Origin of the sequence: Solitalea koreensis, from assembly GCF_900182575.1 — a bacterium.
GTDB classification, from domain to species: Bacteria; Bacteroidota; Bacteroidia; order Sphingobacteriales; family Sphingobacteriaceae; genus Solitalea; species Solitalea koreensis.
Genome location: NZ_FXSZ01000003.1, coordinates 84525 through 99325, shown reverse-complemented (window position 1 = coordinate 99325; position 14801 = coordinate 84525). Strand labels below are relative to the sequence as shown.

Sequence of the window (14801 nt, the reverse complement as noted above, 5' to 3'; positions counted from 1 at the left end):
TAATGAAAAAATATATACTTAGTATTTTGTTTTTTTGTTTTTCATTCGGTGTTTTTGCCGAGGCGGCTTCCTTTTCATCTTCAGATACTACCACCACTATACTTGCAGCTAAAGTCGATTCGCTCGTTAGCAGAGCTGATTGGCTGATGGCCGTATTGCAGGAAACGAACAATTTTACAGAGAATTTAACTCCTGACAATTTAGCAAGTGTACCAATTGGTCTAAAAAGACAAATAGGGGGTAAGAATTACATTTTGGCCATAGAAAATGTTTCGTTTGATACACATGGAGGCTCTTTTACTGCTTTTATGCGATTGCCTGTGCCGGGTACCAATAAAATGGTTTATTTCATGGGACGGAATATCCGGTTCTCGAGCAATGGCGGTATTATGGGTGATGCCCGCCTGCAATTTTTGTATTGTGCACCTATCCCTTTAAGCAGCAAGGCCAGGCTGCTCACCGATCAGCAAAAATGTTTTGTTGATTTTAATTGCAATGGGTTTAAACGCCTGGGATTCGGTGGAAAAGTGGAGTTTTCTCCCGATATGCTCCTGCCTGAAAAACCAGATGGCAAGCCCGATTATAGCGGTACCCACAACGTTACAGGTACTTTTGAAACGGTGGCCAATGACTTTGATGATATGCTGGCTGTCTGCAAAATTGAACCATTCCAGACGCCAAAACTCCCCGGATTCTCATTTCATGTGAGTGATGCTGTTTTCGACTTCAGCGACCTACATAATGCCCCGTCGATGGCTTTCCCTAAAGATTATCCAAACGTTTATGAAGGAAATGATGAATTGTGGCGTGGGGTTTACATTCGTTCAGTTGTTGTAAAAATGCCGCAAGCCTTTAAAAACAAAACCGATGACGGAAAACGTATAGAACTTGGGGCCCAAAATCTGATCATTGACGATCAGGGCTTTAGTGGCTACTTCGATGCGAAAAACCTGCTTACGTTAAAGCAAGGTTCAGTAGGAAAATGGGCCTTCTCCATCAATTCATTAGGCGTGGGTATCATCGCCAATCAATTGAAATATGCTTCTTTTGGAGGAGAAATAATGATTCCAATCACTAAACAAGACGAATCTTTTAGTTATGGCTGTACCATTAGTAGTGATAATGAATATCTATTCGCAATTCAAAACCTGAAAGCAACCTCCTTTGATGTATTCAAAGCAGCAAATGTTCAATTATATCCTTCCTCTTCATTAACCATTAAGTTGGTAGATGATCAATTCAATGCTAAAGCTGTATTGAATGGGAAGATGGATATTACTCCCAGCTTAACTGAAAACCCCGATGAAACCTCTAGTGCTAATAAATTCACGCTCGCTGAAATTGAGTTTGAACACTTAACCGTGCAAACGGAAGCTCCTTTCATAACTTTTGGGGCTTTCGCGCTCACCGGAAATAAAAACGCGCCGCAACTGGCCGGTTTTCCGCTGACTGTTAAAAGTATAAAAGGAGGCTCATTGGGTGATAAATCTTTTATAGGGGTCGATTTAGGACTCAATATAGGTGGTGGAGGAGAAGCTGGTTTTAAGGCAGACACCAGGGTGAATGTATGTAGTAAAATGGTGGAGGTTGATGGCCTGCAGCGTTGGATATATGATAAAACTCAGCTCGAAAAAGTTTTGATCGATGCTGATATGGGAGCAATCGCCCTTAAGGGCTCTTTGGATTTCTTTAAGGAAGCGCCTATATATGGCAGTGGTTTTCATGGTACTATTGACGCAAGGTTTAGCAGTATCGAGGTAAAAGCCCATGCGATGTTTGGTAAAGTAGGAGCGTTGCGTTATTGGAATGCAGATGCTCTAATGACTCTAGAGGATGGTATTCCATTGGCAGGAGCTTTTAAGCTAAACGGTTTCGGAGGAGGCGCTTACAAAGGCATGCTGCAAACCGATGAACCAATAGCCGGCGGTTTGGGAAAAATGCCTTCCGGAATGTATTATGTGCCGGATGAAAAGCTGGGCCTTGGCGTTAGAGCTGCTGTTCAACTGAGTGCAGCCACTAAAGCCGTTTTCAACGGAACGGCTATGTTTGAAATGGCTTTCAATAAAAATGGAGGTTTAAATCGCGAGTTGTTTTTAGGTAATGCCAATTTTATAACCCCGCCAGCGGCTTTTGGAACAGATGAATTAACGAAGCTTGCCGGTAATGTTACTACTGTTGCTAAGCAAAAAAATGTCGGTACAGGATCCAATACAGATAATTCCATCATCAACCTGTTTCGCACAGGAGAAAGAGGGTCATTGTCAGCTGATCTTTCGATCGACGCCAATATTGAAGAAAAGAGCTTTTTTGCAGGATTAAAAACCATTGTGAACGTAGCTGATGTGTTGAAAGGAACTGGTAGGGATAATCTGGCCGGCGATGCTGCCATGTATTTCTCTCCTAGCGAATGGTTCATTAAAATTGGCACTCCGGAGGAACCCATAGGTTTAGAGCTGTTGCATCTCGCCAGGGCCAATGCCTACTTTATGGTGGGAAATAAAATCCCGGGAAGCCCGCCTCCTCCTGCAGAAGTTGCTTCTATTTTAGGCGAAAGCCGAGGGTCGTTAGACTATATGCGCGATTTTAATGCCTTGGGAACCGGGAAGGGAATCGCTTTCGGCGCTAATTTGAAGTTTGACACCGGAGACCTCTCCTTCTTGATGTTTTATGCTCGTTTTCAGGCAGGACTTGGTTTTGATATGATGTTGAAAGATTATGGAGAAGCCAGCTGTGTGGGACGAACAGGGCCGGTGGGAATAAATGGCTGGTATGCCAATGGTCAGGTGTATGGTTATTTTGAAGGAAAGATTGGTATTCGTGTAAATCTTTTCATGTACAAGGGCAATTTTGATATCGTAAATATAGGCGGCGACCTTATTGCAGGCCAAATTACCCAATCCTTTTTGGATGCGTGGAACCGTCGGAGGTCATTACAATATTCTGGGGGGATTAATACGGGGGAATTGCAAATTCAAGTTTACCTTGGGCGAAGAATGTCAATTGCAAGTAGCTAACGAATTGGCTAATGTTAAAGTTATACAAGAACTCACTCCTGCTGATAAAACTTCGGAAATGAATGTGTTTACTAAGCCGCAGGTTGTGTTTAATATACCGGTGGATAAAGAGTTCAAAGTAACCGACCTGAATGATCAAAACCGTAAACTACGCGTTAAATTAGAGTTCTTTAAAGTATACGATGGGGCTACGGAGGTTCCGGGTAGCCTTGAGTGGAACGAAGAGAACGATGTGTTGGCATTTAAATCGCTCGACATACTTCCTGGTAAAAAAGAATTAAAAGCGGCAGTAAGCGTAGCTTATGAAGAGTTTGTTAACGGATCCTGGAAGCCTGTGTTATTTAACGGTGCTCCAGGCAAAGAACAAAAAACCATCGCATTTACTACCGGAGCTGCTCCGGATTATATTCCGCATGAAAATGTAGTTTATAGTTACCCTATTCTAAATCAACTGAATTTTTATAAGGATGAATACAATCAAGGTTATATTAAGCTTGAAAGAGGACAGCCTAATTTGTTTGATCCTGCAGGATTTAAATCGATACTAAGATTCACCGCTGTTTATAACAATGAAAAAGCGGAAGCGCCGGCATCCTATAATTCCGCGGAGCGAATGGTGAACTTTAATATTCCTCCAACTCTTAAAACCGATAAAATCATTGCTTTTGAATTATACAATGTACCGGCAGCCCAAAATAAATCAATTGACCGCAACATCAGTAATGATACAACTACTATAGATCAGGGCGATGGAAATACAATTGCTGTACGAACCCGTGCGGCTGAAGGCACTATTGAAGAAACAACCGAGAAAGCCATTTTTACTGATGCTTATTTTAAAACGAGCAAGTATGCTACGCTGAGTGAGAAAATTGACAACTCAACTATCGCGGGAGGAGCAAGAAGGGTATTGACCGAATATAGGCCGGATGGATCAGCCAATTATATCTGGGGAGTTTATCAAATTGAATCGACTATTTATGGCGAAGAGCGTTTCGATAAGTATGAAATGGAGGGCGTGTTTTCTTCGGGTAGAAGCGACGCGATGATCCAGTTTGAGCCTGATTTGAATGGCAATAAATGGTATGATTACTATGTGAATACTTTAATGAAACCTGCTTATGATCAGTTTGGGCAAGGCTTGAATGCTAAATGGCAAAACCCGGAACAGTTCGCAATGTCTCCAAACAAGGGTATTTACTTATTTCAGTATCCTGAAAATCCAGTACTAAAGCAATCTGATATTGAAGCAGGCCATTTTAAATACAATTTGGCATATAGTGGCCTCGTGTATAATATGGATAAATACTTAAGCAGTGAGTACAATAATTTAAAAGGGGTTGTGGCTAACAAGCTAATTAATTATTCGGGCAGCATGAGTGAATCGATCCGCCAGTTTATACAGACGCCCTATACAGGTTTGAAATATGGTGAATATAAATTAAGGATTAATTACCTGTTGCCAGGCATTAAACTGATTCATCCATCAAAACAAATGAGCATGTGGAATCCAATAACGGATGCCTTATAGATAGGCACTTCGACTCCGCTCAGTGTGACGAATATGATGTAAAGTCTGCCTGAGCGGAGTCGAAGGCTCTAATGACCCTAAGCATGATACCTATGTTGAATTTTTGAAATTATAAGAATGAAACAACTACATGTATTAATTATTGGTTTTTTCTTGATGTTAATAAGTCTTGAAGGGCATGCTCAAACTCAAGATTCAACGCAGTATTCAAAAAAACAGATTGCATTACTTGCCAGGGCACTCCCCGACTCCATTATTTTGAGATGGGCACCTTCCAGCTACGAGGTCTGGCAGCAGGCGAACAAATATGGCTACTCCATATATCGGTACACCTTGATAAAAAATAATCAAATGCAATCAATGCCTGCTCCGGTGGTGCTAGGTTCAGCTTTCAAGCCCCTTCCGCTCCCAGCATGGGAGCCCAATTTGAAAGCCAATAACAAATACGCCGCAATCATGGCCCAGGCTATTTATGGGGAAAGTTTCGAATTAACCGGGGGGAATAGCAATAATCCAATGGTGCAATTGGCCAACGTGGCTAAAGAACAAGAAAACCGTTTTTCATTTGCCATGTTTTGTGCCGATCAATCTCCATTGGCCGCTCAAATGGCGGCGCTTCGCTGGGTTGATAGAGCAATTAAGCGGGATGAAAAATACGTTTATAAGGTGTTTGTAAAGACACCTGAGGGCTCAGCTAAAATAGATACCGGCTTTGTGTTTATAGGAACAGAAGATTATACGCCACTGCCTAAACCTATTGACCTGCGTGCTGAATTTGGAAACAGGTCGGTTTTGTTGAGCTGGAATAAATTTCTCTATGAAGATGTGTATACCTCTTATGTGGTGGAACGCTCTGAAAACGGAACCGATTTTATCGCTATCACCCCCGATCCCTTGATCAATACCTCTACTGGCGACTTGCCTCATGGGCAGTTAATGTACAAGGCCGATAGTCTTTCTGCTAACTATAAAAAGTATTACTACCGTGTCAGGGGGATTTCTCCATTTGGAGAACTTGGCCCTCCGAGTTCAGCTATTGAAGGAGAAGGTCGGGTTCCATTATCCGACAGTCCGGCCATCGAAAAAGCAGAAGAAGTGAATGGGAAAGCCTATTTAGAATGGCATTTTCCCGACACTCTGGCTAAAACGGTAAGCAATTTTGAAATATGGAGATCAGTAAAAATCGGAGGCGTTTATCAGCAAGTAGCAGCTCAACTGCCACAAACTCAGCGAAATTATACCGATGAGCACCCTCTGTCAGTAGCATATTACAAAGTTGTTGCCATTAGCCGGTTTAAGGAACGTGCAGAATCGTTTCCATTTATGGTACAACTCGTGGATAGCATTCCTCCTGATGCTCCAAAGGGATTAATCGGAAAAATAGACACCGCCGGAATCGTGACTTTACGATGGGCGGTAAATGCCGAACCTGATTTATTGGGGTATCGCGTTTTTCAAGGCAATGACATAGATCAGGAGTTTTCACAACTCACTAAATCCGCTATTCTTAAAAATCAATTTAAAGATACTCTTGATCTGCAAACATTAACAAAGAAAATATACTACCGCGTTACAGCCATTGATAAACGCTACAACAGTTCTGTATTCTCTGAAATTTTGGAACTAAAAAGGCCCGATAAAACCCCTCCGGTCCCTCCTTCTCTAAAACAATTAAAGGCCGATGAAAAAGCTGTTTACTTGTCGTGGAATCCCAGTAGTAGTGCTGATGTGGCCAAACATATCGTGTATCGTAAAGGTAAAAACAGCCCGCAATGGGAGAAATTAGCAGTTCTTCCCAAAGGTAAAAATGATTCAAGTTATGCAGACAACAGTGCTGAGGCCGGCATGGCTTATCTGTACAAACTGGCAGCAGTTGATGAAGGTGGACTTGAATCAGTCGAAAATCCGGAGTTTGAAAGTGCCAAGATAACAAGCGCGATTAAACCAACCATTGATCGGATTTATGGAGTTGCCGATCGTAACGCAAAAAAAATCGTATTGCGATGGAATTACAAGGAAAAAGGAATTGAACGCTATATTATTTTCAGGGAAGCTGAGGGAGATAAAATGAGAATATACACTACTGTTGATGCTTCAATAAACGAGTATGAGGATAAAAATCTAACCATTAATACCGCTTATAAATATGCTTTGCAAGCTCTGTTTGCAGATGGCAGGAAGAGTGAGATCGGAAAATCTTTCTCAATTTCTTATTGATAAACTATAAAACTCAAAAGACTGTTCATACCCTCAATCCCTATTTAACATGCAACCAGTAAAGAGGAACCTGAGAATTTGTAAATGGGTTATAGTGATAATTCTATTGCTGGATTTTGCAGAAGGATATTCACAAGTTAACACGTATTATACAGCACCTTGCGCTGACGGCTGTTCATATACAGAGAAATTTCGTCGCAGGCGTTATATTCCGGTTTACAATAATAAGGTATTTGTGAATTATGAAAATAAAGCGGGGGCTTCCTTTACTTTTAAGGATCTTGGGAAATATGATGATCCTGATAATTGTCCCTATTATAGTGTTAATCCCTACTATCTTTATAAGGGAAACATAAGAGACGAAGCTTTTACTTATCCTATTGATGCAGGTGTTTTTGTAAATGGATACGATCGGGTTGATATAGCATTTGATGACAATGGCCGTGAATGTAATGATCATACAACAAGTACAAGCGGCAATCGTTTATATATCATTTGGATAGCGGTTCAAATTCCAAAATGGGTGAATACTGGTGAACTGTTAACGAAAGGTATTTGTAAAAACATAGGGTGTGTTGATCTGTATAAATACCTTCAGGTGAATAATGTGATGGCTAGTCCCTCAGATGCTTTCAGTTTTTATTTACGGGAAGAAGGGAGTCCTTATTTTAACCAAATCGATAATCCTTCCGCATTCAACCCCCAAGCTTTTTCATCAGGAAACTATGATTTATTCGTTAGAAAAAGATATGATAATGAACCCAATTACGAATCAGATCATGTAAAAATTAAAATCACCGATTTTGAAATAGCGCCATTAAATGATAAGTATAGTTATTGCGAAGATGAAGCGGTTCAATTAGGATTTTCTTGTGTTGTCGGGGATTATCTTATGGATAGTGAAGTTTATTGGTACTACAGGATAAACGGTGGAGTCGAAAAATTAATCAGTAATCAAAATGGTTCAACGGTGACCATTCTTAAATCGGATTTGGATGATGAAGTAAGGGAAGGTGATAATATTCAGTTTGCTGCCAAAATTCTAAAAAACAACGAATATTATACGCCGGTTTACCTTATAGATCCCGATACCGGACAACCTGCTATAGATCCGGATACTGGTGAAGAAATTGTGGATTATTATGAATATCATAATGATTCGAAGATGTATAGCAGTAATTTTTCGAATCCGTTTATTTTTTTTCCTCGTCCCAAAATTCCTCAGCCCGAATTTGCACCTCCCCTTTGTGCCGGTGAGCAGGGAGATATCATCCTAAATGATTTGAATGGTGTTTTTACACTTCAACTTACAAATCAGTTGTTCGGGAAGACATATAATTTGGATAACCTCTCAGGGACAGGGATTCATTTAGCTGGTATGCAGGCTGTAAACGGTGAGTACATTGCTATTGTTTCAGGAAAATGGGAGCTGCTTCTTTTTAATAAAATCTTAGGCAACGGCGTTTGTGCGGCGGCCTATGAAGTAACGGTGCCTGAAGTTCCAATCCTAAATAATCTTAACGCCGAATCCATTACAACAACGGATGAAATCTGTCAAACAGATGGAACCATTAATGTTAATGCTTCATTCAACATCATACCTTTTGATAATCGAAAAATTGAATATCGTTATAAACCAGAGAATGGAAATTATTCTGCCTGGTCCGGAAATAATCAATTCACTGGCTTAGGGTCGGGTAAGTATTATGTTGAAGCCAGGGATCAAAACTGTCCTGCGGAAGTGAACGCATTTGGTCCAATACTAGTTGGTGATCAAAGTTTCAGCATTTCACCACCGGTTGTATTAGCGCCCCAATGCTCATCTGAATTGGCAAGTGCCACAGTTTCTGCTTCCGGTACGGGTTCATTTCAATATAAAGTGGACAATGAAGGTTATCAATCAAGCAATCAATTTAATTTTATATCAGGAGGAGAGCATACCTTTTATGTGAAAAACACGGAGAATAACTGTGAGAAGTCGGTAAGGATTGACATTCCTTCGGCGCCCTTACAGCTTCTGTTAACTGCTTCAGCATCTGATGTTAACTGCTACGGACAGAATTCAGGTTCGGTAAGCTTATCTGGTGCAGGCGGAACTGGCCCGTATAGCTACTCTCAGGATAATTTGACATACGGTTCGGCTGATACATTTTCTGCTCTCGCTGCAGGCGCTCATCGTTTTTATGTTCGTGATGCTAACCAATGCACCGCCTTTTTAGATGTAGAAATTTCTCAACCTGCAGCCCCCTTGCAGTTTACCCGCACCGATTTAAATAATCCGGTTTGTTTCGGCACAAGCACGGGGTCAATCACTGTATCGGCATCAGGAGGGAGATCGCCTTATACTTTTTATTGCGATGGAGCAGAACAACAAACAAATCTCCTATCTGCTACTTATACCGGGAAAGCCGCAGGTACTTACACATTGAAAGTGGTCGATAGTAATGGCTGTGAAATGAACTTGAATGAGGTAGTTGTTGAATCTTACCCGCAGATCATTACCCAAATAAGTGCTAAAACAGATGTTTCCTGTTGGGGCGGTAATGATGGTTCTTTTACGGCAACCGTTGAAAGTGGAGGGTCTGCCCCATTTGAATATTCAATTGATAATGTACACTTCTACCCAAATAATCGATTTACAAATCTTTCACCTCAAGAATACAAAGTATTCGTCCGTGATGCGCATGGGTGTACGGACTCTTCATTGATTGTAACCGTAAACGATGGCCAACAACTCCTGGTAAAATCGATTCAAGTAGATTCCGTTAAATGTTCGGGAGAAGACAACGGAAGGGTAATGCTGCAAGTCACAGGCTCCGGGCCGAATAATTTGCGTTACTCTACAGGGGTCGTCGCTCCGCAGGCAAGCCCGCTGTTAACCGGCCTTTCGGCGGGGAATCATACCATTCATATTCAGGATATAAGTACCGGTTGTTCCATTGACACGCTTGTAACGATTTATCAACCCAATCCTCTTCAGTTAAAAAAGGAAAATCAAAAAGATTATGGCTGTTACAATGATCCGGCAAAAGGTTCAATAACAGTATCAGCATCCGGTGGAACTATCCCCTATCGCTTTTCATTGGATAAAGGAGTCTTTTCGAGTTCGCCCCGATTTGATGACCTTGCATCCGGCAAGCATATTATTGAGGTTGTTGACGATAATAATTGCTACGATTCAATTCATGTGGAGATTTTTCAACCTCAGCAATTGGTTTTATCAGCTCCTTTGGTTGTCGGGGATAAGTGTTTCAACGCCAACGAGGCTCAGGTACGTGTAGCAGCTACCGGGGGAACACCTCCTTACACTTTTTTAAAGGACTCGGAGGCTGCATTTGGTTCATCGAATCTGTTTAATAACCTAACGGCCGGAAAATATATTTTTTGGGTGAAAGATGCCAACGATTGCATGGATTCTATTGAGTTGATCCTGCAGCCGGGCTTTAAGTTGAAATCTACAATCTCTACCACTACTGCCGAATGCAGCGGGTATCCGGAAGGAACAATAACGGCCAATGTGCTCAATAGTCAGGGCCCCTTTCGTTACAGCTTAATCAAAGAAGGCATGCAATTGGATCAAAATAACAACGGTGTATTTGCCGGATTAATTTCTGGTTCTTATCAGTTGCAAATAATGGATGAATCTACAGGGTGTTCGATTGTTGATACGGTTTTGGTTCAAGATAAATATCCGCTACTGAGCTTTGATGTTGTTAAAATCCAGCCTTCTTCTTGCAATGCATCAGACGGGCAAGTTTCGCTTAGCAATATACAAGGAGGTGTTCCTCCTTATCAATTCAGTTTTGCTGATCAAAAAAACTTCAGTCAGAATACTCAATTTACTGGCTTGCAAAATGGTATGTATACATTATTTATTAAAGATGGCATGGGCTGTATCAGTGAACACGAAATCAGTTTAGGATCGCCGTTCAGCGTTCATTATATGGTTGAACCGATTAATTGCATCGATAATAAAGCAAAAATTACGGTTGATAAAGTAGAAGGAAGCCCAGGCCTTAACTATGAATATGCTCTAGATAACGCCCCTTTTGGACCTGAAAAAGTATTTAGTCAGCTGGATGTCGGGAATTATGTTTTGAAAATCCGAGATATTCCTTTCACCTGTCAGGCGAAGTATACAATAAATATTACGAATCCTATTCAGTTAACATTGTCAGATGCTTATGTTGAAAACATGTCTTGCAAGGGCAATGAGGATGGTAAAATAGCCTTACGGGTGAAAGGAGGCAAATGGCCCTATCTCTATTCGCTTAATGGTTCCGTTTTTAGAGCCGATAGTGTATTTACAGGTCTTTCTAAAGGCAGTTATTCCTTTATTGTAAAAGATCAAATGGGCTGCGAATTAAAACAAACGGTTTCTGTTGCCGAGCCCGATGCGCTTAGTTTAGTAGCAGATACTATAATAAATCTAAATTGTTATCAGTCGGGAGATGGTTTTGTTAAGCTAAATGCGCAGGGAGGCAATGGACATTATGTATTTGTTCTTGATGGCGGCAATGAGCAAAACGATCCTGTTTTTTCAGGGTTGTCGGCAGGAAATCATACCGCAGTAGTGAGGGATAGTAAAGGCTGTTTTGCTATGCTACAGTTTACACTTATTCAGCCCGATTCTTTGAAAATAATGCTTTCCTCCTCTCAAGCGCCCTTATGTGCCCGGGATCATACGGGTTTAATCACGCTCAGCTCCGAAGGAGGAACAGGACGCAAGCAATACGCGTTGGATGGTATTCACTTTCAGTCAAGTGCTACCTTTGATGGCTTAGCTGCCGGCCAGTATGTGGTAACGGTTAAAGATGAGCGCCGCTGTACCAAAACGCTCGGGATTGATATTACTGCGCCTTTACCATTGGTAGCGCAGCATCAGGTTATTCAGGAGCCGATTTGCCACAATCAATGTGATGGATTGGTTAACGTAATTTGCACTGGAGGGGTTCAACCCTATTCGATTGAATGGGAAAACAGGCCTGATTTACTGAATAACTTTGCTCCGCAGAACCTATGTTCGGGGAGTATCGCTTTCAAGGTAACCGACAAAAATGGTTGTCAGTTCTTCGGGGCCGTGACCCTTAAGAATCCCGATTCCATACTTGTTAATCTTGGTCCGTCGGTTACTTTATGCACGGGGCAAATTCATGAGTTGGATGCCGGTTATCCGGGCAGCAATTACACCTGGTCTTCTGATAATGGTTTTAACAGTCAGGAACGAACGGTACGAATTACAAAGGCTGGGGTTTATCATCTAAAAGTGGTGACTCGAAATGGTTGTGAAGGACAAGCAACATTTTTGCTGAAAACCAATCAGGATCTTTTAAAATCCGACTTCGTGTCGAGCAGTGAAGTGGTGATGGGCGATACGGTTATTGTAGTGGATATCAGTAATCCAAAACCTTCAGGACTTCGTTGGGAAATGGATGGAGATACTTCCGCTATCAAACAATTCAATTCTCCTACTGATCCTGTTCAAAAGTTGGTTTTTGTGAAGCCAGGCTTCTATGGAATTACCCTGTATAGTGCCTTAGGTGAATGCAAATCATCTCTTTCAAAAAGTATAAAAGTGGTAAACCGTAGCGAGGAGATTACAGAACAATTGAAAGCCAGTGACTTGCTTATTGATTCGTATGTGATCTACCCCAATCCCAGTGACGGACTGTTTCAAGCCCAGGTTAAACTAAAACGGAGTGCTGATATTACCCTGCAGCTGATCAATATTGACACAGGTAGCGTGATTGAACAAAAGAATTTGACCGGATCAGCTACCTACTCGGTGCGTTTTGAAAAAAGCGAACTCAAGCAAGGCCTGTACCTATTGTTGTTGAAGGCGGGCAAAGAAAGGAAGAACCTGAGGTTAGTAAGGATTTAGGAATGGATAAAAACTAAAAAGCCCCTGAAAATTGTGTATTCAATGCTCAGGGCTTCTTTTAAGGAGGGTTGTGTAACAGTTATGCGCTGCTAGTCTTTTAGCAATGCGACACCGTTATAGTCTTTTGGTTGAGAATAAATTGTGGCACCCCGCTCTTTTAAGTCTTCCTACAATGACTTAAAAGTTCAAATGATTCCGAAGACTCTGTCTGGCCGAAAGATCAGAGCCTAGGCTATTCAAGCAGTGTTAAGCCTAGTTCTAGGAATTGATAGACTTGGCAAACATAGTTTTTGCATTCAATTAGGATATGTCCAAAAAATCAAATTTAAGCCATCGGCCAGACTCCCACTCTTTTAAGTCTTCCTATATCAAGGAGCTGTTAAGTGTAGCCCTTCATATCCACTACCATTAGTATTGGCATATGATCACTAATTCCTAACCATTTATTTGCAGTGCCAATTTCAAATTGTAATATTCTTGTATGAAATTCTGAACTCGCAAAAAAGTAGTCTATGTGATAGGGTTTAGAAAGGTTTCTTTGAAGGAAAAAAGTTGGATTTTGCTCGCAACCTGGTTGTTCATTGTATTTACTATGATAAACACTACTAATATTTAATTCTTCTAACTCACGAACAACGTCACTGTGATTCCACCATCTGTCCCATTTATCCCAAATCACATTACTATTAAAATCTCCTGCAATTATTGACTTTTCAAGGTTAAATTTATTCAGTTGTAAATATTTCCAAAGTTGACCTATATATCCAAATGTTGGCGAATTGGCTCCATGGCACCATGCCGCCAATAAATTAAACTCATTATTTATTCTGCATGGAATGAAATATTTTGTGTTCCCATTTTCCCAATTTAGTGGTTCAATGTGTATGTTTTGTTTGGCAAAAATACCTAGGCCTTTGTTTTTATTTTCGCCTACCCATAAGTAATTTTTTGCCCAGCTCTTATATTTAATTTCTTTAGCTTCACTTGGATTTTCGCATTCTTGTATTACAATTATATCCGCATCGAATTCTTGAAGAAAATCGAGTTTCTTTCTAAATGCTCCATTGCAATTCCAAGTAACTATTCTCAAGTCTGATTTCAATTCACAAATTTTGAGGTTGTTCCTTAAGATTTACTCTTAACGAGTCGCTAAGTCTAAAGTAGCTATTCTTTTTAAATATCCAGCTGACCCAGAGGGCTGGCTTTTGAGGTCCTTCTTAGGTTGGAGATTCTTCGTTACTCAGCATGACAAACAGAAAGGATGATGCTGGGAAGCGTCCAGCTTTTTGATTTTGGAGGGAAGAAATTCAGCTCAACTCTTAACTTCAAAAGAAGTAAGTACAGGTTTTTTTGTAAGCTACCTTGAAAATGGTTACTCTTACTCCTATAAATATACTAATGCTAATGGCCTATCCTTAGCTCATTTGTTACAAGCATGTCAACCTTAACGGATCACCACTATTCCATTTTTGCGATCAGCGATGCGGCATTAACCATTGATTTTGGAAATGAAATCCATTCAAGCCTCAATCAAAAAGTGATCGCATTAAACCATTGTATATATAGCCATCCTTTTGCCGGATTCATTGAAACGGTGCCGGCTTATTCTTCGCTCACTGTTTTTTATGATGTGTATCTGGTGAAGCAATCCATTAGTACTGAATATACTGCCTTTGAAATTGTAAAAACGTATTTAGAAAAGGCATTGTCGGGAATACAAACTTCAGCAAAGGCCGAATCCCGCCTGGTAAAGATACCTGTTTGTTATGGTGGATCTTTTGGTCCTGATCTTGACTGGCTATGCAATTTTACGGGCTTAAATGCAGCCTCCATTATTGAACTTCATACTTCAGTTACTTATCAGGTTTACATGACAGGATTTTTGCCCGGCTTTCCTTACATGGGTATCGTGAATGAAAACATTGCGGCTCCCCGTAAAAACGAACCCAGTTTGAAAGTTGCGGCTGGAAGTGTGGGCATTGCAGGAAAGCAAACTGGAATTTATCCACTGGACTCTCCCGGTGGCTGGCAGATTTTAGGACGTACTCCATTACGATTGTTCGACCCCGAGCGAAATGAGCCGGTGTTGATCAAAGCCGGAGATCAGGTGCGGTTTTATTCGATTGATGAACATGCTTTCAATAACTGGGAGGGTTAA

6 protein-coding genes are annotated in these 14801 nt (G+C 40.9%); 5 read left to right on the top strand and 1 reads right to left on the bottom strand.

Annotated elements, in window-relative coordinates; genetic code table 11:
* Nucleotides 1-2 precede the first annotated feature (2 nt).
* From FN756_RS05905 to FN756_RS05890, 4 genes are all read left to right on the top strand, one after another.
* Nucleotides 3-3014: a hypothetical protein gene (locus tag FN756_RS05905; protein WP_142602342.1), complete on the top strand. Its 3012-nt coding sequence runs from the start codon at nucleotides 3-5 to the stop codon at nucleotides 3012-3014.
* Nucleotides 2908-4545 carry a hypothetical protein gene (locus FN756_RS05900; protein ID WP_142602340.1) on the top strand — a complete coding sequence of 546 codons (1638 nt, stop codon included), beginning with the start codon at nucleotides 2908-2910 and terminating at the stop codon, nucleotides 4543-4545. Before FN756_RS05905 ends, FN756_RS05900 begins: the two co-directional genes overlap by 107 nt.
* 117 nt (nucleotides 4546-4662) lie before the next feature.
* On the top strand, nucleotides 4663-6762 hold the full coding sequence (locus FN756_RS05895) for a fibronectin type III domain-containing protein (RefSeq protein WP_142602338.1): 2100 nt from the start codon (nucleotides 4663-4665) through the stop codon (nucleotides 6760-6762).
* A gap of 94 nt (nucleotides 6763-6856) precedes the next feature.
* Complete coding sequence (locus FN756_RS05890; RefSeq protein WP_185955195.1) at nucleotides 6857-12643, top strand: SprB repeat-containing protein; 5787 nt, start codon at nucleotides 6857-6859, stop codon at nucleotides 12641-12643.
* A 379-nt stretch (nucleotides 12644-13022) separates the two neighbouring features.
* Here FN756_RS05890 and FN756_RS05885 read toward each other — a convergent pair whose 3' ends face one another.
* Entirely contained in the window at nucleotides 13023-13745 is a 723-nt protein-coding gene (locus FN756_RS05885; protein WP_221929028.1) for an endonuclease/exonuclease/phosphatase family protein, read from the bottom strand.
* A 333-nt stretch (nucleotides 13746-14078) separates the two neighbouring features.
* On the opposite strand from FN756_RS05885, the gene pxpB reads away from it, so the two are divergent.
* The gene (gene pxpB, locus FN756_RS05880; protein WP_142602334.1) at nucleotides 14079-14801 is read left to right on the top strand and encodes a 5-oxoprolinase subunit PxpB; all 723 of its coding nucleotides are present in this window, start codon (nucleotides 14079-14081) and stop codon (nucleotides 14799-14801) included.